This window comes from Brevundimonas sp. NIBR10 (assembly GCF_027912515.1).
Taxonomy (GTDB): domain Bacteria; phylum Pseudomonadota; class Alphaproteobacteria; order Caulobacterales; family Caulobacteraceae; genus Brevundimonas.
On record NZ_CP115464.1, the window covers coordinates 403,788 to 424,210 of the forward strand.

Genomic DNA, 20,423 nt, shown 5'->3' on the forward strand with positions numbered 1-20,423 from the left:
GAGCTAGGCCGCCTCGACGGTCGCCTGTTCGGCCTTCCTGACCGCCGACGCCCGCAGCTTTTCGCTCTCTGACTTCAACTGCCCGCAGGCGGCGAGGATGTCGCGGCCGCGGGGGGTGCGGATGGGGCTGGCGAAGCCGGCCTTGTTCAGGATGGCGGCAAAGGTCTCGATCGTCTTCCAGTCCGAACATTCATAGTCGGTGCCGGGCCAGGGGTTGAACGGGATCAGGTTCACCTTGGCCGGCAGGCCGTCGATCAGCCTGACCAGGGCACGGGCCTCGGCCGGGCTGTCGTTGACGCCCTTGAGCATGACGTATTCGAACGTCACCCGCCGCGCGTTCGACAGGCCCGGATAGGCGCGGATGCCGGCCATCAGCTGATCCAGCGGATATTTCTTGTTCAGCGGCACCAGCACGTCGCGCAGGGCATCGTTGGTGGCGTGCAGGCTGATCGCCAGCATGGCCTGGGTCCGGGTCCCCAGCGGCTCCAGTTGCGGCACCACACCACTGGTCGAGACCGTGATCCGGCGGCGCGACAGGGAAATGCCCTCGGGGTCGGAGATGATGTCGATGGCGTCGGACACCGCGTCCAGATTGTAGAGCGGCTCGCCCATGCCCATGAAGACGATGTTGGACAGGCGGCGATCCTCACTGGGGGACGGCCATTCCTCCAGGTCGTCGCGCGCGACCTGGACCTGGGCCACGATCTCGGCGGTGGTCAGGTTGCGGACCAGCTTTTGCGTGCCCGTATGGCAGAAGGTGCAGTTCAGGGTGCAGCCGACCTGTGACGACACGCACAGGGCCCCGGCGCGGCCCACGTCGGGGATATAGACCGCTTCGACCTCGATGCCCGGCGCGGTGCGGATCAGCCATTTGCGGGTGCCGTCCTTGGACACCTGGCGCTCGACGATCTCGGGCCGGGCCAGGGTGAAGGTCTCGGCCAGCTTGGCCCGCGTGTCCTTGGCGACGTCGCTCATCAGGGCGAAGTCGGTGACGCCATAGTGATGGATCCAGCGCCACACCTGGCTGGCCCGCATCCGCGCCTTCTCCGGGGGACAGATGCCCCCGTCGATCATCGCCTGACGCAGGTCCGGACGCGTCAGACCGGCGAGGTTGACGGGCGACCTGGGGGCAGGCGTCGTGCGCGTGAGATCGAGCGTGATGCTCAAGGGGATGTCCTGATGGGGAGGCGGATGGGCCTTATAGCACGGATCGCGCTGGATTTAAGGCGTGGCCTATCCGGCTTTTCCCGTGGAAACCCAATCGGCCGGCAGCGCATGCCACGGGACGTCAGGAAACTGCTGCGCCAATCGCTCCTTCCCCCGGCGAACGCGAAGAATCGGCCCTAGCAACGGCTCCTCGCGAGCCGGGTCGAAATCCGCTGGCAGACGGTCCGGAATATGGCAGTCGGCATCCCACGCGGCCACGATCTCGAGCGATTGGATGGCGGGATCATCAGGCCGCGCATCATACGGGGCGCCGCCATCTCCCGGCCATACCGTAAGGGTCGAGTTTCCAACTGGCCACTGGACCTGGTCGCGCGGAACGGCGAGGTCCGGGTGCATCTCCGCCTTTCCGATCCTCTTCCATACCCCATTGCGTAGGGCATTTCCGATCGAGGGGTAGCTGACAGTGACCTCGCTCATAATCGGCATGGACAAAATCCGCCGGGGACTCTCGATCTCCCGACTGCGGTAACGAAGAAATCCAATACGCCTCAGCGGCGTGACCTGTCCAAAATAGATCCATCCATCAGTCCCGACGACTGCATACAGTGTTCCCGCAGCAAGAACGGCGCGCGCGTTGGGGTCCGGTTCAAACATCACCCCTCCCCATCCTCGATCGCGTGGATCTGGTCGTCGTCGAGGCCGAAGTGGTGGCCGATTTCGTGGATCAGGACGTGGGCGATGATCTCGGACAGGCCGACATCGCCGCGCTCGCACCATTCGTCCAGGATCGGCCGGCGATACAGGAAGATGCGCGACGGTTCAGCCGCCGGGCCCAGGGCGTCGCGGCTGCCGATGTCGACGCCCGAATACAGCCCCGTCAGCTCGAACGGGTCCTCCATGTCGAACGAGGCCAGGGTCTCGTCGTCGGCGAAGTCGTCGATGCGGATCACCACCTCGCCCGCCGCCGCCCGAAACGGCGCAGGCAGGTCGGCAAAGGCCTGCTGCGCCAGACGCGCGAAATCGTCGAGCGAGGGGGCAGACTGGTCGGTCCAGGTGGGTTTGTCCGGCACAGTGCGGTCCTGAGTGGTTAGTGACTGGTGATGAGTGGTTGCTCGTCGCGGATCGAACAACGTCCCCAGCCACCAATCACTAGCCACTAATCACCAACCACCCCAACCCCCATGCAATCCGCGCCAATTCGATTATGGTGAACGCCGAATCGGCGGGTGAAATCCATGGCGGAAGCCGAAATCGCCTATGTGGCGGCGGCGGGAGCGGCGGGACTGGCGCTGGCGGTCAGCGCCTGGGCCTTGCGGCTGCGCGCCGGTCTGGCCGCGCGCGAGGCGGCGGTCGAGGCCGCAGCGGCCCGCCAGCAGCGCGCCGAAGCGGAGCGCGACGGGGCCCTGAGCGCCTTCGACGACATCCGCATCGGCCTGGTGGCCGGCGGCGGCGTCTTCTCCTTGGCCGGGGCCGCCGAGACCGTCGCCGCCGCCCGCCTGGCCCTGGCCCCCGAGACCCCGACCACCGAGGCCGACGACGATGCGGTCATTCTGGCCGCCGCCGTCCACGCCAACTACTCCGAGGCCGTGCGCGACCTGGTCGAGCGGGGGGTTGCCTTCGACCTGACCATCGATGACTGGGCCGTCGAGGGCCGACCGGCCGGTGGCCTGGCCTGGCTTCGGCTGTCGCCCGGACAGGCGGCGTCCACCGGCGTGGACCCGGGCCTGGGCCTGCTGACCGACGCCTCGCCGGCCCCGACCTGGGTCGTGGATGCGAGCGGGGGGCTGATCTGGGCCAACCGCGCCTGGCTGGCCGAGGTGGGGGCCGACACCGTCGATCAGGCGCGCGAGCGGGCGCTGAGCTTCGACCGGGGGGCCGAGCCCATCCTGGCCGAGGCCGGGCGGATCGGCACCCGACAGGAAGGCTTTCGGTGGACCACCGGCGGCGGCCGTCGCCGTGCCTGGCGGATCGTCGCCGAACCCCTGGCCGTCTCGGTCGAGGGCGGCGGGGCGGTGCTGGCCTTCGCCATCGACATGACCGAGGCCGAGGAGACCCGCGACACCCTGCGCCGTCACGTCGAGGCCCATGACGAGACCCTGAACCACCTGGCCGACGCGGTCGCCATCTTCGGTCCGTCCAAGCGGCTGGCCTTCCACAACACCGCCTTCCAGACCCTGTTCAACATCGATCCGGCCTGGCTGGATGAGCGACCGACCCATGCCGAACTGCTGGATCGCCTGCGCCAGAAGCGGCAGTTGCCCGAGGTCATCGACTATGCGGGCTGGAAGGCGACCGAGCTCGACTTCTATGGCGCGTCGGAGGCCGCCCCCGACGACAGCTGGTCCCTGCCCGACGGCCGAACATTGCGCGTGGTGCGCCAGCCCCATCCCTTGGGCGGCATCCTGCTGCTGTTCTCGGACATCACCGACGAGCTGAAGCTGCGCAGCCGCTACAACGCCCAGATCCAGGTCCAGACCGCGACCCTGGACAAGCTGAACGATGCGGTGGCCGTGTTCGGCTCCGACGGCCGTCTGCGCCTGCACAACGAGGCGTTCGAGACCTTCTGGGGCCTGTCGAACGACCAGCTGGTCGAGGCCGGCGATTTCGACGCCGTCGCCGAACTGGCCAAGGCCGCCATGCCCGACGCAGGCCTGTGGCTGGGGCTCAAGGCGCGGGTCGCCGATCCCGACCCCGAAAGCCGCGTCGCCGTCTCGGGCGAGGCGCGGACCACCGATGGCCGGATCGCCGCCTGGCAGACCCGGCCCCTGCCCGACGGCGCCACCCTGGTCGCCTTCTCCGACGTCACCGCGCGCCGCGAGCTGGAACAGGCCCTTGCCGCCAAGGCCGCCGCGCTCGAGGAAAGCCAGGCCCTGAAGCGCGAGTTCGTCGGCTCGGTCAGCTATGAGCTGCGTACGCCCCTGACCACCATCGTCGGCTATTCCGAACTGCTGGAGACCCTGGGCGACCTCAACGAGCGCAACCGCCAGCACGCCGGCGCCATCCGCGTCGCCGCCAGCCAGCTGGCCCGATCCATCGACGACGTGCTGGACATGGCCCAGATCGACGCCGGCGAGATGGAGCTGACGCTGGGCGACGTCCGTATCAGTGACCTGTTCGCCGATGCGGTCGAACGGTTCCGTCCGCGCGTCGAGGGCCGGGGCGGTGTGCTGCGGGCGCTGGCCGCCGCCCGCCTGCCTGCGATCCGCGGCGACGCCCGTCGCATCGGTCAGGCGCTGGACCATCTGCTTGAAAACGCCGTCCGCGCGATCTCCGAGGGCGGGCTGGTGACGCTGAAGGCCGAGGCCAACGAGACGGAGGTCCGCATCCGGGTCGAGGACACTGGGCGCGGCATCCCCTATCACCTCCAGGCCCACGTCTTCGATCGGTTCGTGCGCCGCGACCGGGGTGGCCCCGGCGTCGGCCTTGCCCTGGTCAAGGCCCTGGTCGAACTGCACGGCGGCTGGGCCGAGGTCGAGAGCGAGCCCGGCAAGGGTGCCGCCTTCATCCTGCACCTGCCGATCGAAGCCGTCAGCGACGCGGCGGCGCCGGAGTTGCTGCTGGGTTAGCCGGGCCACTCCCTGCCCGTTTCGCGACCCGATCCTCTGCGTCAGGGAACCTTCCTGCCTGAACAGGGCTTCATCGGGCCGCCGGAATATGGTCAGGCTGGCGTCATCACCTCGCCGCGCCGGACCGCCAGAACGGCAGGATCGAACCATCATCCCGAACGGGAGGAGACCCCAGATGACCCTTTCACGCCGCGACCTCGGTTTTGGCCTCGCCGCCATCGCCGGCCTGGCCGCCCCCGGCCTGCTGACCGGGCCCGCCGCCGCCCAGGCCCCCCTGTCCGCCGAGGACCAGGCCACGCTGGCCCGCGCCCAGGGCTATCTCCAGGCTCTGACCTCGGCCCAGGGGACCTTCGTCGAGACCGGCGCGGGCGGACAGCGGCGCGAGGGGCGGTTCTATATCCAGCGCCCCGGCAAGATGCGGTTTGAATATACCAACCCGGCCGGGCTGCTGGTCGTGTCGGACGGCTATAACGTCAAACGCTACGACCCCCGGCTGGAGACCTTCCAGCAGGTGCCGCTGGGCCAGACGCCGCTGTCGACCTTCCTGGCCCGCAACGTCCGCTTCGACCAGGGGGTCCGCGTCGACCGCGTCACCCGGATGCAGACCGGCGCCTTTGCCATCACAGCGCGAGACAGCCGCCGCCCCAACGACGGCTCGGTCATCCTGGCCTTCGCCGGGTCGCCGCTGAGGCTTCAGGAATGGACCATCACGGACGCCCAGGGCTCGCGGACGCGGACCCAGCTGACCTCCATGGCACCCGCATCAGGTCTGGCCGCCAGCCTGTTCCAATTGCGCGATCCGACCCGACGGCCGGGGCGGAACTGACGCCCCACGTGCGGTGGACCGACTCACTGATCGTGGTTCTGCGACAACAGCAAAGCGTCACATTGTAGTGTTTGACATTTTTTTAGGGCCGTGACACTTTGACCACAGGACGACGGCGGTCGTCCTTCCGCGTCGGACGTCATCCCCTCCCGATAGCGGCGTGTGAGAGAGACCACTTCAAAACGCCCGGCGAGCGATCGCCGGGCGTCTTTTTTATCGCGCGCGTCTCAGCGTCAGATTGAGCCGCCCGCCGCCGGGCACGACCTGCGACGACCCTTCCAGCACCCGGTCGATCCCGTGCCGCGCCAGTCGTGCCGGGCCCGTCAGGGCGCAGACGTCGCCGGAGGTCAGCCGCACTGTCCGCGTCGGCCCACCACCTGCCGGGCCGATCCGGAACACCGCCGTATCCCCCAGCGACACCGACAGCACCGGCGCGGTCGTGTCCGCCTCGTCCCGATCCTGATGCAGCCCCATCTTCGCACGCCCCCGGTACAGGTTGACCAGACAGGCATCGGGCGGCGCGGGCCAGCCGGTCAGATCGTCCCAGAGGCGCAGCAGTAGCGGCGGGATCGGCGGCCATGCGCGGCCAGTCTCGGGGTGGGTGGCCTGGTATCGATAGCCTGCCCGGTCCGAGACCCAGCCCAGCGGCCCCAGATTGCTCATCCGCACCGAGAACGGTCGTCCGCCCGGCGTGGCAGGCTGATAGAAGGGGGCGTCCTCGATCGCCGTCATGACCTCGGCGACCAGCGCAGACTGCGCCGTCACCGACAAGGCCTGGGGCCAGAGCCGAAAGCCCGGCAGACCGGTATCGATCTCGGCGCAGGCCGCCACGATCAGGCCTGCCGGAAGCCCAGCACGTCCTGCATGTCATAGAGGCCGGGGCGGCGCGTCCGGACCCAGGCGGCGGCGGCGACGGCCCCCTTGGCGAACAGGGACCGATCGATGGCCGAATGGCTGAGGGTCAGGGTCTCATCCTGGGAGCCGAACAGAACGGTGTGATCGCCCACGATGCCGCCCGCGCGGATCGACGAAAAGCCGATCTTTCCGACCTCGCGTTCGCCGGTGATGCCGTCGTAGGGCCGCGAGCGCACGTCGGCGAGCTCGTGGTTGCGACCGTTGGCGGCGGCCTCGCCCAGCATCAGGGCCGTGCCCGACGGGGCGTCGAGCTTGAGCCTGTGGTGGGCCTCGATCACCTCGATGTCCCAGTCGCGGGCGTCCAGCCGCTGGGCCGCGTGCTCGACCAGGCCGATCAGGATGTTGAGGCCCAGGGAATAGTTGCCGCTGCGCACGATGGCGATCTTTTCGGCGGCGGCGCGGATCGCGGCGTCCTGTTCGTCGGTGAACCCGGTCGAACCGATCACCAGGGCCGGCCCGCCACGCTCTGCCGCCCGCGTCGCCAGGGCCGCAGACGCCTCGGCCGTCGAGAAGTCGATGACCACGTCGCACAGGCTCAGGTCCGGCGTGTCGCCCCAGTCGAACCGAACCGCCACGACGACATCGTCGCGGGCGTCCAGCACATGATCGACCGCCCGGCCCATCCGCCCCTGCGCGCCGGAGATACCGGCGTGAAAGATCGCGCTCACGCGGCGGTTTCCCGCTTGCCGGCTTCTTCGGACCCCAGGATGTCGGCCCAGAAACGCTTGGCCTTGCCGGCGAAGGAGGTGTTGCGCGGGTTCTGGCTCTCGCCGAACGACAGGGCCAGTTCCTGCATCAGTTCCTTCTGGCGCGCGGTCAGGTCGGTGGGCGTCTCGACGAACAGCTCGACCACCAGATCGCCGCGCTGGCGGCCGTTCAGATGGGGCATGCCCTTGCCCTTGATGCGGATGGTCTTGCCGGTCTGGGCACCCGCAGGCACGTCGACCGGGGCCTTGCACTGGCCGTCACAGGCCTCGGACACCAGACAGGGCGCCTCGATCTCTCCGCCGAGGGCCGCCACCGTCATCGGCACGGGAACGGTACACAGCAGGTCCAGGTTGTCGCGCTCAAACAGCTCGTGCGGCTGGACCGACAGGAAGACATACAGGTCGCCGCGCGGGCCGCCGCGCGCGCCTGCGTCGCCCTCGCCCGTCAGCCGGATGCGCGAACCGTCGTCGACGCCTGCCGGAACCTTCAGGTTCAGCGTGCGGGTCTTGCGGACTTGGCCATGGCCATGACAGCTGGGGCAGGGTTCGGCGATCATCTGGCCCGAACCGCCGCAGCGGGGGCAGGTTCGCTCGACCTGGAAGAAGCCGTTGGCCTGACGCACCCGGCCCTGGCCGGCGCAGGTCGAACAGGTGGTGGCCTTGGTGCCCGGCTTGGCACCCGATCCCGAACAGGGCTCGCAGGTCATGGTCGAGGGCACGCTGATCTCGACCTCGGCGCCCTTGTAGGCCTGCTCCAGGGTGATCTCGAGGTCGTAGCGCAGGTCCGAGCCCCGGCGCGGCCCGTTCTGCTGACGCCCGCCCTGACGTCCGCCGAAGACGTCGCCGAACGCGTCGCCGAAGACCTGGGAGAAGATGTCGTTGACGTCGTGGAAGCCCTGCTGGCCTCCCCCGCCGCCACCGTTGACGCCCGCATGACCGAACCGGTCATAGGCCGCGCGCTTCTGCTCGTCCGACAGGACCGTATAGGCCTCGGAGATTTCCTTAAACTTCGCCATCGACTCTTCCGAGCCGCCGTTGCGGTCGGGGTGATGAGCCATCGCCAGCTTGCGATAGCTGGATTTCAGCCCCGCAGCGTCGATGGTCCGCTCGACCTCCAGAATCTCGTAATAGTCACGCGCCATCGGGCGAACTCGTCCTCTAATCCCTCGCGTCTCGGCGTCGCCTCTGCGGGCAATCGATCCTCTGACGCCGACCCTGTTCACATGGGAAACGGGTCTTGTGATGCAACCTTCATAAAAGAAGGCCCCGCCTGCCTGTGGCAAGCGGGGCCCTGCAATTTTCAGACCGCGTGTGGCTTACGCGCTCTTCTTCTCGTCGTCGCCCGAAACGTCCTCGAACTCGGCGTCGACCACGCCGTCGTCGGCGGTGGCCGTGACGTCTTCGTCAGAGGCGGCAGACTGGGCGTACATGGCCTCGCCCAGCTTCATCGAGGCCTGGACCAGGGTATTGGTCTTGGTCCGGATGTCCTCCGGGTCCGTGCCGGCTTCCTTGGCGGCCTTGAGCTCGGCCAGGGCCGTCTCGATGGCGTCCTTGTCCGGGCCCTGGATCTTGTCGCCGTGCTCGGCCATGGCCTTTTCGGTCGAGTGGATCAGGCTTTCGGCCGCGTTGTTGGCCTCGACCAGGTCCTTCTTGGCCTTGTCGGCCGTGGCGTTGGCCTCGGCTTCCTTGACCATCTTGTCGATGTCGGCGTCCGACAGGCCGCCGTTCGCCTGGATGCGGATCGACTGTTCCTTGTTGGTCGCCTTGTCCTTGGCGGTCACGTGAACGATGCCGTTGGCGTCGATGTCGAAGGCGACCTCGATCTGCGGCAGGCCGCGCGGTGCCGGCGGAATGCCCATCAGGTCGAACTGACCCAGGACCTTGTTGTCCGCTGCCATCGGCCGCTCGCCCTGGAACACCCGGATGGTCACGGCCGACTGGTTGTCGTCGGCGGTGGAGAACACCTGGCTCTTCTTGGTCGGGATGGTAGTGTTGCGCTCGATCAGGGGGGTGAACACCCCGCCCAGGGTCTCGATGCCGAGCGTCAGGGGGGTGACGTCCAGCAGCAGCACGTCCTTGACGTCGCCTTGCAGAACGCCGGCCTGAACGGCGGCGCCCAGGGCCACGACTTCGTCAGGGTTCACACCCTTGTGCGGCTCCTTGCCGAAGAATTTCTTCACGGCTTCCTGGACCAGGGGCATCCGGGTCATGCCGCCGACCAGCACCACCTCGTCGATGTCCGAGGCCTTGAGGCCCGCGTCCTTCAGCGCCTTGGCGCAGGGCTCGATGGTGCGCTGGACCAGGTCGTCGACCAGGGCCTCCAGCTTGGCGCGGCTCAGCTTGATGTTCAGGTGCAGAGGGCCCGAGGCGTTCATGGTGATGAACGGCAGGTTGACCTCATACTGGGCCGTCGAGGACAGCTCCTTCTTGGCCTTTTCCGCCTCTTCGCGCAGGCGCTGCAGGGCCAGCTTGTCCTGACGCAGATCGACGCCCTGTTCCTTCTTGAACTCGTCGGCCAGATAGTCGGCCAGGCGCACGTCGAAATCCTCGCCGCCCAGGAAGGTGTCGCCGTTGGTCGACTTCACCTCGAACACGCCGTCGCCGATCTCCAGGATCGAGACGTCGAAGGTGCCGCCGCCCAGGTCATAGACGGCGATCTTCTGGCCGTCGTTCTTGTCCAGACCATAGGCCAGCGCGGCCGCGGTCGGCTCGTTGATGATGCGCAGGACTTCCAGACCGGCGATCTTGCCGGCGTCCTTGGTGGCCTGACGCTGGCTGTCGTTGAAATAGGCGGGCACGGTGATGACGGCCTGGGTGACCGTTTCACCGAGGTAGGCCTCGGCGGCTTCCTTCATCTTCATCAGGGTGAAGGCGGAAACCTGCTGGGGGGAATAGTCCTTGCCGTGGGCCTTGACCCAGGCGTCGCCGTTCGGACCCTTGACGATCTCATAGGGGACCATGGCCTTGTCCTTGGCCACGACGGGGTCCGAGAACTGGCGGCCGATCAGGCGCTTGATCGCAAAGAAGGTGTTGGACGGGTTGGTGACCGACTGGCGCTTGGCCGGCTGGCCGACCAGGGTCTCGCCGCCGTCCTGGATGGCGACCACGGAGGGCGTCGTGCGGTTGCCCTCGGCGTTCTCGATGACCTTAGGGTTCTTGCCGTCCATGACGGCCACGCACGAGTTGGTGGTGCCCAGGTCGATGCCGATGATCTTGGCCATAGTCTGTATCGTCTCTTTCGTGTGGCGGGCGGTGCGGCGGCCTTTTGAAGCGAAGCGCCGCGCTTGACCGTCCCCGTGTGGATTGCGCCGTGCCCGTCTGGGTCCGGCAGGGTGGCTGTCTAATGGAAAGCCCTGAAAGATACAGGGCCAATCCGGTGGCTGCGGATATGGGAAAGCCCTCATGGCCCGCAAGGGCTTGATGCGTCTCGCAACAAAATCAGCGGCGGAACAGAATCACCTCCGCCGTCAGGCCGCGTCAGATGCCATACGTCCGCCCGTAGGGCAGGATAGGTCATCGACGGGCGCTGCGGGGGCGGCGCCGCCATCGGAAGCTGACCCACAATGTCGAAACTCCCCACCTTGTTGATCGCAGGCCTGATGGCGGCGGCGGTCGCCATTCCCGCCCCGGGCCTCGCCGCATCCCCCGCGCCTGGAGCCGCGCCCACAACCCCGGGCCAATCCCGCGACGGCCAGAACCGACGCGTCCGCATCCACAACCAGACCGGCTGGACCATGGTCCGGCTCCAGGCCGCCGATGCCCGCTCACGCGCCTGGCAGGGCGACGTGGTCGGCGATCAGGTCCTGACCACGGGGGCCAGCCGGGTCGCCACCATCGACGACGGTTCCGGGGCCTGTACCTATGTCTTTCGCGCCGAGTTCTCGAACGGACAGGCGCTGGAGCGCGGCCCGATCAATGTCTGCGAGATCGCCGACTACTACCTGACGCGCTGAACCTTTCAGGCAGCGCCGGGGCGGGCTAGACCCTTCCCATGACCCACACCGCTTCGTTTCAGGGCGTCCAGGACGCCGCCCGCCAGATCGCCGGCGTCGCCGTCCGCACCCCCCTGATCGAGAGCCCCGCCCTGAACGAGCGTCTCGGCGGAAGGGTGCTGATGAAGGCCGAGACCCTGCAATACGCCGGGGCCTTCAAGTTCCGGGGCGCCTACAACCGCATCAGCCGGCTGACCGACAACGAGAAGGCGCGCGGCGTCGTCGCCTATTCGTCGGGCAACCACGCCCAGGCGGTCGCGGCCGCCGCCCGGATGGTCGGGACCTCCGCCGTCATCGTCATGCCCGCCGACAGCCCCCGAGTGAAGGTCGAGGGGGTCATCGCCTTCGGTGGCGAGGTTCGCATGTACGATCGCTACACCGAAAGCCGCGAGGCCATTGGCGAGGAGATCGCGCAAACCCGCGGCTCCGTCCTCGTCCGCCCCTTCGACGACCCCTTCATCATCGAGGGCCAAGGCACGACGGGGCTGGAGATCGTCGAACAGGCGACGGCGGCCGGGATCGACCGGATCGACCGGCTGCTGTGCGGAACCTCTGGCGGCGGGCTGATGGCGGGGATCAACCTGGCCATGGCCGCCCTGTCGCCCGACACCCTCGTTCACGGGGTCGAGCCCGCCGCCTACAACGACACGGAAATCTCGCTGAAGGCCGGCGAGCGGCTGACCCACGCACCCGCGTCCGGCACCATCTGCGACGCCCTGATGACCGACCGGCCGGGCGAGCTGACCTTTCCGATCAACCGGCGGCTGGCCGGCATCCTGACCGTCACGGACGCCGAGGTCGCCGAGGCCGTCCGCTTCGCCTTCCGCCACCTGAAGCTGGTGGTCGAGCCGGGCGGGGCGGTGTCGCTCGCCGCCCTCCTGGCCGGAAAGCTCGACGTCGCGGGCCAGACCACCGCCATCGTCCTGTCGGGCGGCAACGTCGATCCGGCCCTGTTCTCGGCCATCATCGAGGACTGGTTTGAAGGCTGACCGGGGTCTTGTCCGCATCACCCCCGCCATCGCGGAGACGATCGGCGCAGGGGTGGCCTGCCGTGACGGAAGCTGGTTAGCCTTGCCGAAACATCAGGGAGACGACGATGACCAAGCCCAGCGACCTGCCCGGAATGATCGGTGACGAGACCGTCTCGAAATGGTTCGAGATAACCCAGGCCCGCATCAACGCCTTCGCCGACGCCACCGAGGACTGGCAGTTCATCCACATCGACCCCGGGGCGGCGAAGGCCAGCCCCTTCGGCGGCACGATCGCGCACGGCTTCCTGACCCTCAGCCTGATGTCGGCCATGACCTATGACGCCAATCCGGGGCTGGAGGGCGTGGTCATGGGGGTCAACTACGGTTTCGACAAACTGCGCTTCCTGGCCCCGGTCCCCGCCGGATCGAAGGTGCGCGGCCGCTTCAGGCTGATGAGTGCCGACGACAAGGGCGGCGGTCGCTGGCTGATCAAGCACGAGGTCACCGTCGAGATCGAAGGCTCCGAAAAACCCGCCCTGATCGCCGAATGGCTGGGGATGCAGTTCGTGGGGTGAGGATTGAATTGGACCATCGATTGGTCCATTCTCGGATCATGATCGAAGTAGCCGTTTCCGCCGCCAAATCCCAACTCACCGCCCTCGTCCGTCAGGCTGAGGGCGGGGACGACGTCTTCCTGACCCGGAACGGTCGTCGCGTCGCCCGGATCACGGCGGCCCCCGCGCGAAGCAAGCATCTGCTCTCGGTCGAAGAGAAGATGAAGATCATCCGGGAAATCCAGGAGTCCGCCCGAGGCAAGTTCGAGCCGGGCTTCGATGCGGCCCGCAGCGCGGACTTCCTGTACGGCGATGACGGTATGCCGGGGTGATCGCACTCGACAGTTCGGCGCTGATCGAAGTAGTCGCCCGGCAATCGAGGGCGGATGCCTGTTCCGCCGTCCTGCTGCGGAGCGAACTTATCATCTCGGCGGCGACCCTCGCGGAGGCGCTGATCGTGTCTCGGCGCAAGAAGGTCGCGAGCGAGTTGGACGGCCTGCTGGAGTTGCTCAACCTCGAAGTGGAAACCGTGGACGAGGCTTTCGCCGAACGTGCCGCCTATGCCTACACCCGTTGGGGCAAGGGGTTTCACAAGGTTGACCTGAACTACGGCGACAGCTTCAGCTACGCCCTGGCCGAGATGTACCAGTGCCCCCTGCTCTACGTGGGCAACGACTTCGCCCAGACCGACATCGTCAGCGCTCTGGGCTGAAACCGTGCAGCGCCGCCTCGATCGCGGCCAGGGAAGCCTCCCGCGCGACCTCTGATCCAAACACCGGCGACGCCACCGCGGCGACCGGCACCTCATATTTCGAGGCCGCGCGGCGATAGGCGGGGTCGTAGTGGGTCTCCAGAAGCTCGGCGATCAGGGCCGACAGGTCGCCGTCCCGCGCCAGCCCCTTCCACCGCTCGATCACGGCCCGCCCCAGCCGCAGCGGCAGGCGCGACAGCACCGCATCCAGCGCCTCCGGATCGGCGGCTATGTCGGCATAGGCGGCGCGGCTGAAGGCGGTGCGGTCGTCCAGCGATCCGGTCAGGGCGATGCGCGGCGCGGCCTTCATCGCGGCCCACAGCCGGGGCGGCAGGGTCAGGGCACCAATGCGGCTGGCCTCGGCCTCGACCAGCACGGGCCGCGTCGGATCGAGCCCCTCCAGCGCCACCGCCAGCCGGCTGTCGAACAGCTTCTGGGGCGGCTGCGCCTGAGCCGTCGCCCCGAACAGAGACCCGCGATGCGCCGCCAACCCCTCGAGATCCAGCACGGCCGCGCCGCGCTCGGCCATCAGGGCCAGCACCGCCGTCTTGCCGACCCCGGTCGGGCCGTCCAGCAGGACCAGCGGAGGCAGGGGCTCGGCCTCGCTTTCGACATCGTACAATCGGGCCAGCACCCGTCGTCGCCAGGTCTGATACCCGCCCGTCAGCTGCGCGACCGGCCAGCCGACCTGATCCATGACCGTGGCCATGGCGTGCGACCTCTGACCCCCGCGCCAGCAATAGACCAGGGGCTTGAAACCCCCCTCCCGCTCGCCCAGCGGCCCTTCCAAATGCGCCGCGATATTGCGCGCGACCAGGCCCGCCCCGCGCCGTCGCGCCAGGAATTTCGAGCCCTGGACGTATTCCGTCCCCACCTCGGCACGCTGCGCATCGTCGAGGACCGGCAGGTTGATCGCGCCGGGGATGTGATCTTCGGCGAACTCGGCCGGGCTGCGCACATCGATCAGGGCGTCGTATCCCGCCCGCGCATCCGTTTCGAGATCGGTCGTCAGCCGGATCACGAGACGCGCACGACCGCCGGTCCCGCCGCGATCCGCCCGATCTCGGCGGCCAGGCCGAAGCTTTCGCCCCGGACCAGATCGAGCACTGCCTCGCACCGGTCCTCGGCCACCGCAATCAACAGGCCGCCGCTGGTCTGGGGGTCTGTCAGCAGGGTGCGCCGCCAGCCCTCGATCCCGTCCGGCAACACCACGCCCTCGGCATAGCTCGACCAGTTGCGCGCCGACGCCCCCGTCGCGACGCCATCCCGCGCCAGCGCCTCGACCCCGGCCAGCATGGGCACCGCCGCCTCGTCGATCTCGACCGTGACCCCCGCCCCGCGCGCCATCTCCAGCGCATGACCCAGAAGGCCGAACCCGGTCACGTCGGTGACGGCATGAACCCCCGGCGTCCCCGGCAACAGGGTGCCGACCGCGTTCAGCTGGGTCGTCGAGGCGACCAGCGCCGCATAGCCCGCGTCCGACAGCCGGTCCTGCTTGAAGGCCGCGCTCAGCACCCCGACGCCGATCCCCTTGGTCAGGATCAGCCGATCACCGACCCGCGCCCCCTTGTTCGTCAATACCCGCGCCGGATCGACCAGCCCGATGGCCGCCAGTCCATAGATCGGCTCGACCGAATCGATCGAATGGCCGCCCGCGACCGGGATCCCCGCCCGCCCACAGACCTCGGCCCCGCCTGCCAGCACCTGACGGATCGTGGCGTCTGACAGGACGTTGATCGGCATCCCCAGGATGGCCAGGGCCAGGATCGGCCGGCCGCCCATGGCATAGACGTCGGACAGGGCGTTGGTCGCCGCGATCTGGCCGAACACGAAGGGGTCGTCGACCATCGGCATGAAGAAGTCGGTGGTCGCCACCACCGCCTGATCCTCGCTGATCTTCCACACCGCCGCGTCGTCCGAGGTCTCGGTCCCCACCAGCAGCGACGAAAAGGCGGCCGCCGACGGCATCTCGGCCAGGATGTTCCTCAACCGCTCCGGCGCCATCTTGCACCCGCACCCGCCCCCGTGGGCGAGCGAGGTCAGACGGGGTTCGGGGGTGGTGGCGCTTGTGGTCATGGCCACCGTCTAGACCAGCCGCGCCCCGGAGGCATCACCCCTCGCCGAGGCACCTCAGCGCGACTTCGAGATTCCGCAACCCGTCCTCGCCGGTCACCGCCGGCGTCTCGCCGGTGCGGATGGCGTGGGCGAAGGCTTCGAGTTCCTTCTTGAGCGGCTCGTTGGGCCAGCTCATCAGGCCGCGCGTGGAATAGGAGCCATCGGGCTGCTGGCCGAAATATTCGGTGACCTGACGGGTCATCAGGTCGGCGACGACGAACTTGTTGTGGGTCGCGACCTGCAATGTGCGGGTCTTGTAGGGGGTCACCCAGTTGGTGGTGATGTGGGCGATGGCGCCGTTCTCGAGCCGGAACTGAAGCAACGCCGTGTCCTCACGGTCGGCCCGGGTGCGGGCCAGCTGCGGCTGGACCTCGGCGATCTCCGACCCCGTCAGGTGGCGGATGATGTCGATGTCGTGGACGGCCAGGTCGATGACCACCCCGACCTCGCCCATCCGGGGCGGGAAGGGGCCGACGCGGGTGATCTGGATCGAGATCACGTCCTCGCCCGCGATGGCGCGCTTGACCGCCTCGACCGCCGGATTGAACCGCTCGACCTGACCGACCATCAGGACCCGGTCGTTGGCCTTGGCCGCGTCGATCATCCGCTGGGCGTCGGCGACGGTGGCGGCGATCGGCTTTTCGACCAGCACATGGACGCCGGCTTCCAGCAGGGCCACCGACAGGTCCGCATGGTGGCGGTTGGGGGTGGAGACGATCGCGGCCTCGAGCCCGCCTGCGACGAAATCGGCCGCCGCCGTGACCGGGCTGGCCCCGTAGGCCTCGGCGACGCCTTGCGCGGTCACCGCATCGGGATCGAACACCAGGGCCAGGTCGAACTCGCGCATTTCGGACAGAACGCGGGCGTGGTTCCTGCCCATGACGCCGACACCGGCGACGCCGGCGCGGAGGGGAGCGTGCAGCTGGGTCGGGTTCATGCGGTTCAGCCCTTGTACGAGGCGACGGCGGCGACGATCCGGTCCTGGGTCGCCTCGTCCAGATCGGAGTGCATCGGCAGGCTGATGACCACCTTCATCTTGGCCTCGGTCACCGGAAGACCCTGCGGTCCGCGCGGGTGCATGTCATAGGCCGGCTGAAGATGCAGCGGGATCGGATAATAGACCGCCGACGGCACGCCCTGTTCGCGCAGGTGAACCGCCAGACCGTCCCGGTCCGGATGCTCGATCGTGTACTGGGCCCAGTTGGAGACATTGCCGGCCGGCGTCTGCGGCACCGAGGCGACGTGCGAGGCCAGCAGGTCGTTGTAGCGGGCCGCGATCCGGTTGCGCCATTCGATCTCCTGACCGAAGACCTTCAGCTTCTCGATCAGGACAGCGGCCTGGACGGTGTCGAGGCGCGAGTTCATCCCGACCCGCATGTTCAGATATTTGGTGTCGTGCTCGAAGGTCCGACCAACCAGGTCCTGCGACACGGCCTTGCCGTGGACGCGGAAGCTGTCGATCAGCTCGGCCAGGGCGTCGTCATTGGTCAGCACCGCCCCGCCGTCGCCATAACAACCCAGCGGCTTGGCCGGGAAGAAGCTGGTCGTCGTCGCATCGGCCCATTTCAGCGGATGCTCTCCGTCAATCGTACAGCCGAACCCTTGCGCCGAGTCCGATATCAGCTTCAGCCCGTGTCTGTCGCAGATGGCCTTGATGGCCGGATAGTCGGCGGGCTGGCCGAACAGGTCGACGGCGATGACCACCTTCGGCTTCAGCTTCCCCTCGGCGATCGTCGCCTCGATGGCGGCCTCCAGATGGCCGGGGTCCATGTTGTAGGTCGTGGCGTCGATGTCGATGAAGACCGGCGTCGCGCCTGTCCACGGCACGATCTCGGCGGTGGCGCAGAAGGTGAAGCTGGGCACGAAGACCGCATCGCCGGGGCCCACGCCCCAGGCCTTCAGCGGCAGGACCAGGGCATCGGTGCCGTTGCCACAACCGAGGGCGTGTTTCGCCCCACCGAAAGCGGCCAGGGCGGTCTCGAACTCGCGCACCGGCGGGCCCATGACATAGGCGCCGCTCTCGACGGCGGCCATCATGGCGGCCTCGATCCTGCCACCGAGACGACGCCGCTGGGCCTGTAGGTCGATGAAGGGCAACATCGGCGATCGCTTTCTTCTGGGGCCCGTTCCGCAGGACCGGCCGTGAGCGTTCCGGCGGTCACCTGGGACCCAGCCGGCGTTTTCGTGTCGCGTCCCTATCGCATGACGGTTCCTGACACCAAACCCGATGGGGTCACATCGCGTTGCGACTTGCAACGCAGGGGCCTAGACCTGCCCGGCCATGACCACGCAAGCGCTTGTTCCGGCGGTCTTCCTCGACCGCGACGGCGTCCTCAACGAGGACACCCACTATCCGCATCTGGAAGAGCATCTGACGCTGATCCCCGGCGCGGCCGAGGCGGTGCGGCGGCTGAACGGCCTGGGATACATGGCGGTGATCGTGACCAACCAGTCGGGCGTGGCGCGCCGGCTGTTCACCCTGGACCAGATGAACGCCTTCAACGACCTGCTGGTGCGCAAACTGGCCGTCCAGGGGGCGCGGATCGGGGCGGTCTATGCCTGCCCCTGGCATTCCGACGGCTCCGACCCCGACTGGATCCACCCCGACCACCCGGACCGCAAGCCCAACGCCGGCATGATCCTGAAGGCCATGCAGGATCACCCTATCGACCCGGCCCGCTCCTTCCTGATCGGCGACCGCGATTCGGACATCGAGGCGGCGAAGCGGGCAGGCATTCCGGGCTTCCTGTTTCCCGGCGGCGACCTGTCCCAGTTCGTCGACGAGCTGCTGGGCACCTGAACTTTCGTCGGGTTCGCATTTCGTCACGCGATGAAATAGAGTCGCGACAAATCAGGAGTTTGGTCTTGCCGACATCGACCGTTCCCTATGCCGAGCGACGCTGGACGTCGCACGACGGGCTCAGCCTGTTCGCCCGCGACTATGCCCCCGGGTCGGGCGCGACCCATCTGCCGGTCATCGCCATCCACGGCCTGACCCGAAACAGCGCCGACTTCGACGCCATCGCGCCCCTGATCGCGCGGGGCGGCCGACGCGTTCTGGCCGTCGACGTGCGCGGGCGGGGCCGGTCGGACCGGGCCCCCGACCCCATGACCTATTCGCCCGAGGTCTATGCGAAGGACGTGCTCGCCCTGATGGACCAGTCGGGCATCGACCGGGCCGTCTTCCTGGGCACCTCCATGGGCGGGCTGATCACCATGGCGATCGCGGGCATGAAGCCGCGTATCGTGACCGCCGCGATCCTGAATGACATCGGCCCGGAGGTCTCGCCCCAGGGCCTGGCCCGGATCGCCGCCTATTCCGGCCAGGCGGTGGACACCCCGACCTGGGCCGCCGCCGCCGACTATGCCCGGTCGATCAATGCCGTCGCCTTTCCCCACTACGGCGACGCCGACTGGGAGGCGTTTGCGCGCCGCATCTTCCGCGAAGGCACCGAGGGGTCGCCGGTGCTGGACTATGATCCCGACATCGCCGTGCCGATCCGGGCAGCGGGGGCCAAGGCCCTGGTCCCCAACCTGTGGCCCTGGTTCCGCAAGCTGGCCAAGAAGCGGCCGGTGCTGGTGGTGCGCGGCGCGACCTCCGACCTGCTCAGCGCCGAGATCGCCGCCAAGATGAAGAAGGCCGCCCCTGCCATGATCCTGGCCGAGATCCCCGGCATCGGCCACGCCCCCATGCTGGACGAGCCCGAGGCCAAGGCCGCGATCTTCGAGTTCCTGTCCGATCTCCCCTGATCGGAGCGCGGGTTCGACATCCTGACAAACCCCCGTAAGGTGGCGTTCAGACGCCGTTCAGAGCGGCTCGCCCATAAACAGCCCATGATCCGCGCCCGCACCCTTCTTCTGGCCCTGTTGATCGCCGCGACCCCGGTCGTGGCGTCGGCCGAGGGCGCGCGCTTCGGCTTCGGCGGCGTAGCCTCGGGCCAGATCGACGGCGGTCGCCGCGACAAGGACCGCGAGGAGGCCGAGAACGGCCGCCGCCTGTCGCTGGGTGAGGTCGTCCGCATCGTCCAGTCGGGCCGCGAGGGCCGGATGCTGGGGGTTCGTCCCTCCGGCGATACGGCGGTGGTGCGCTGGGAATATCCCAACGGCCGGATCGCCGACATCACCGTGGACGCCCGCTCGGGCCGCATCATCGGAGAACGATAAGCCCATGCGCATCCTGCTCGTCGAGGACGACGTCGATCTGTCGCGTCAGTTGAAGACCGCCCTGTCCGACGCCGGCTATGCCGTCGATCACGCGGCCGACGGCGAGGAAGCCCATTTCCTGGGCGACACCGAACCCTATGACTGCATCATCCTGGATCTGGGTCTGCCCAAGATCGACGGGGTCTCGGTGCTGGAACGCTGGCGGCGCGACGGCAAGGCCACGCCCGTGCTGATCCTGACCGCGCGCGGGGCCTGGTCCGACAAGGTGTCGGGCTTCGACGCCGGGGCCGACGACTATCTGACCAAGCCCTTCCACACCGAGGAGCTTCTTGCCCGGCTGCGCGCCCTGCTGCGGCGTTCGGCGGGGATCGCGTCGGCGACCCTGTCGTGCGGGGGTTTGCGCCTCGATCCGCGCGCGGCCCGCGCCACCGTCAACGGCGAACCCCTGCGGCTGACCTCGCTCGAATACCGGCTTCTGCATTACATGATGATGCACCAGGGCCGGGTGATCAGCCGGACCGAACTGGTCGAACACCTGTACGATCAGGACTTCGACCGCGATTCCAACACCATCGAGGTCTTCATCGGCCGGGTGCGCAAGAAGGTCGGGTCCGACCGGATCGAGACCGTGCGCGGCCTCGGCTATCGCCTGACCCCCCTGGCGGGCGAAGCGGTCGAGGCGTGAGCCGCAACGA

22 protein-coding genes are annotated in these 20,423 nt (G+C 68.2%); 11 read left to right on the top strand and 11 right to left on the bottom strand.

What is annotated here, in order from left to right; translation table 11 throughout:
* Positions 1 to 3 precede the first annotated feature (3 nt).
* From rlmN to O5K39_RS02000, 3 genes are all read right to left on the bottom strand, one after another.
* Entirely contained in the window at positions 4 to 1,167 is a 1,164-nt protein-coding gene (gene rlmN / locus O5K39_RS01990; protein WP_271145636.1) for a 23S rRNA (adenine(2503)-C(2))-methyltransferase RlmN, read from the bottom strand.
* A 66-nt stretch (positions 1,168 to 1,233) separates the two neighbouring features.
* Positions 1,234 to 1,821, bottom strand: coding sequence for a hypothetical protein (locus O5K39_RS01995; RefSeq protein ID WP_271145637.1), 588 nt, complete (start codon positions 1,819 to 1,821; stop codon positions 1,234 to 1,236).
* On the bottom strand, positions 1,821 to 2,237 hold the full coding sequence (locus O5K39_RS02000) for a metallopeptidase family protein (RefSeq protein WP_271145638.1): 417 nt from the start codon (positions 2,235 to 2,237) through the stop codon (positions 1,821 to 1,823). Before O5K39_RS02000 ends, O5K39_RS01995 begins: the two co-directional genes overlap by 1 nt.
* Before the next feature lie 165 nt (positions 2,238 to 2,402).
* On the opposite strand from O5K39_RS02000, the gene O5K39_RS02005 reads away from it, so the two are divergent.
* Together O5K39_RS02005 and O5K39_RS02010 are read left to right on the top strand one after the other, a co-directional pair.
* A complete protein-coding gene (locus O5K39_RS02005; protein ID WP_271145639.1) occupies positions 2,403 to 4,733 on the top strand; it encodes a PAS domain-containing sensor histidine kinase in 2,331 nt (776 codons plus the stop codon).
* Between the two features lie 175 nt (positions 4,734 to 4,908).
* Positions 4,909 to 5,559, top strand: a complete 651-nt coding sequence (locus tag O5K39_RS02010; RefSeq protein ID WP_271145640.1) for an outer membrane lipoprotein carrier protein LolA — start codon at positions 4,909 to 4,911, stop codon at positions 5,557 to 5,559.
* Between the two features lie 213 nt (positions 5,560 to 5,772).
* Here the strand turns inward: O5K39_RS02010 and O5K39_RS02015 are convergent, their stop codons facing one another.
* From O5K39_RS02015 to dnaK, 4 genes are all read right to left on the bottom strand, one after another.
* On the bottom strand, positions 5,773 to 6,390 hold the full coding sequence (locus O5K39_RS02015) for an alpha-ketoglutarate-dependent dioxygenase AlkB (RefSeq protein WP_271145641.1): 618 nt from the start codon (positions 6,388 to 6,390) through the stop codon (positions 5,773 to 5,775).
* 2 nt (positions 6,391 to 6,392) lie between these two features.
* Entirely contained in the window at positions 6,393 to 7,142 is a 750-nt protein-coding gene (gene dapB, locus O5K39_RS02020) for a 4-hydroxy-tetrahydrodipicolinate reductase (RefSeq protein WP_271145642.1), read from the bottom strand.
* A complete protein-coding gene (dnaJ, locus tag O5K39_RS02025) occupies positions 7,139 to 8,323 on the bottom strand; it encodes a molecular chaperone DnaJ (protein WP_271145643.1) in 1,185 nt (394 codons plus the stop codon). The genes dapB and dnaJ overlap by 4 nt, the downstream gene beginning before the upstream one ends.
* Positions 8,324 to 8,497: 174 nt before the next feature.
* Entirely contained in the window at positions 8,498 to 10,402 is a 1,905-nt protein-coding gene (gene dnaK / locus O5K39_RS02030; protein WP_271145644.1) for a molecular chaperone DnaK, read from the bottom strand.
* Positions 10,403 to 10,744: 342 nt separating this feature from the next.
* On the opposite strand from dnaK, the gene O5K39_RS02035 reads away from it, so the two are divergent.
* From O5K39_RS02035 to O5K39_RS02055, 5 genes are all read left to right on the top strand, one after another.
* On the top strand, positions 10,745 to 11,134 hold the full coding sequence (locus tag O5K39_RS02035; protein ID WP_271145645.1) for a hypothetical protein: 390 nt from the start codon (positions 10,745 to 10,747) through the stop codon (positions 11,132 to 11,134).
* Positions 11,135 to 11,172: 38 nt separating this feature from the next.
* The gene (locus O5K39_RS02040) at positions 11,173 to 12,162 is read left to right on the top strand and encodes a threonine/serine dehydratase (RefSeq protein WP_271145646.1); all 990 of its coding nucleotides are present in this window, start codon (positions 11,173 to 11,175) and stop codon (positions 12,160 to 12,162) included.
* Positions 12,163 to 12,269: 107 nt separating this feature from the next.
* Positions 12,270 to 12,719 carry a MaoC family dehydratase gene (locus O5K39_RS02045; protein WP_271145647.1) on the top strand — a complete coding sequence of 150 codons (450 nt, stop codon included), beginning with the start codon at positions 12,270 to 12,272 and terminating at the stop codon, positions 12,717 to 12,719.
* Positions 12,720 to 12,757: 38 nt separating this feature from the next.
* Complete coding sequence (locus tag O5K39_RS02050; protein WP_271145648.1) at positions 12,758 to 13,030, top strand: type II toxin-antitoxin system prevent-host-death family antitoxin; 273 nt, start codon at positions 12,758 to 12,760, stop codon at positions 13,028 to 13,030.
* Positions 13,027 to 13,410, top strand: coding sequence for a type II toxin-antitoxin system VapC family toxin (locus O5K39_RS02055; RefSeq protein WP_271145649.1), 384 nt, complete (start codon positions 13,027 to 13,029; stop codon positions 13,408 to 13,410). Before O5K39_RS02050 ends, O5K39_RS02055 begins: the two co-directional genes overlap by 4 nt.
* On the opposite strand, the gene mnmH is transcribed toward O5K39_RS02055, so the two are convergent.
* The 4 genes from mnmH to O5K39_RS02075 are packed head-to-tail and all read right to left on the bottom strand — an operon-like array spanning position 13,394 to position 17,664.
* Positions 13,394 to 14,470 (bottom strand): tRNA 2-selenouridine(34) synthase MnmH, encoded by a 1,077-nt coding sequence (mnmH, locus tag O5K39_RS02060; protein WP_271145650.1) that lies wholly within the window; start codon positions 14,468 to 14,470, stop codon positions 13,394 to 13,396. The two genes, O5K39_RS02055 and mnmH, sit on opposite strands and share 17 nt — an antisense overlap.
* Positions 14,467 to 15,525 carry a selenide, water dikinase SelD gene (selD, locus tag O5K39_RS02065; protein WP_271145651.1) on the bottom strand — a complete coding sequence of 353 codons (1,059 nt, stop codon included), beginning with the start codon at positions 15,523 to 15,525 and terminating at the stop codon, positions 14,467 to 14,469. Before selD ends, mnmH begins: the two co-directional genes overlap by 4 nt.
* A 34-nt stretch (positions 15,526 to 15,559) precedes the next feature.
* Positions 15,560 to 16,501 (bottom strand): Gfo/Idh/MocA family oxidoreductase, encoded by a 942-nt coding sequence (locus O5K39_RS02070; RefSeq protein ID WP_271145652.1) that lies wholly within the window; start codon positions 16,499 to 16,501, stop codon positions 15,560 to 15,562.
* Positions 16,502 to 16,506: 5 nt separating this feature from the next.
* On the bottom strand, positions 16,507 to 17,664 hold the full coding sequence (locus tag O5K39_RS02075; RefSeq protein WP_271145653.1) for a DegT/DnrJ/EryC1/StrS aminotransferase family protein: 1,158 nt from the start codon (positions 17,662 to 17,664) through the stop codon (positions 16,507 to 16,509).
* Between the two features lie 181 nt (positions 17,665 to 17,845).
* On the opposite strand from O5K39_RS02075, the gene O5K39_RS02080 reads away from it, so the two are divergent.
* The 4 genes from O5K39_RS02080 to O5K39_RS02095 all read left to right on the top strand — a co-directional run bounded on the left by O5K39_RS02080 (position 17,846) and on the right by O5K39_RS02095 (position 20,413).
* Positions 17,846 to 18,364 carry an HAD family hydrolase gene (locus tag O5K39_RS02080; RefSeq protein WP_271145654.1) on the top strand — a complete coding sequence of 173 codons (519 nt, stop codon included), beginning with the start codon at positions 17,846 to 17,848 and terminating at the stop codon, positions 18,362 to 18,364.
* Positions 18,365 to 18,429: 65 nt separating this feature from the next.
* On the top strand, positions 18,430 to 19,314 hold the full coding sequence (locus tag O5K39_RS02085) for an alpha/beta hydrolase (protein WP_271145655.1): 885 nt from the start codon (positions 18,430 to 18,432) through the stop codon (positions 19,312 to 19,314).
* A gap of 84 nt (positions 19,315 to 19,398) precedes the next feature.
* The gene (locus tag O5K39_RS02090; protein ID WP_271145656.1) at positions 19,399 to 19,728 is read left to right on the top strand and encodes a hypothetical protein; all 330 of its coding nucleotides are present in this window, start codon (positions 19,399 to 19,401) and stop codon (positions 19,726 to 19,728) included.
* Positions 19,729 to 19,732: 4 nt separating this feature from the next.
* Positions 19,733 to 20,413, top strand: coding sequence for a response regulator transcription factor (locus O5K39_RS02095; RefSeq protein ID WP_271145657.1), 681 nt, complete (start codon positions 19,733 to 19,735; stop codon positions 20,411 to 20,413).
* The last annotated feature ends 10 nt before the right edge of the window (positions 20,414 to 20,423 follow it).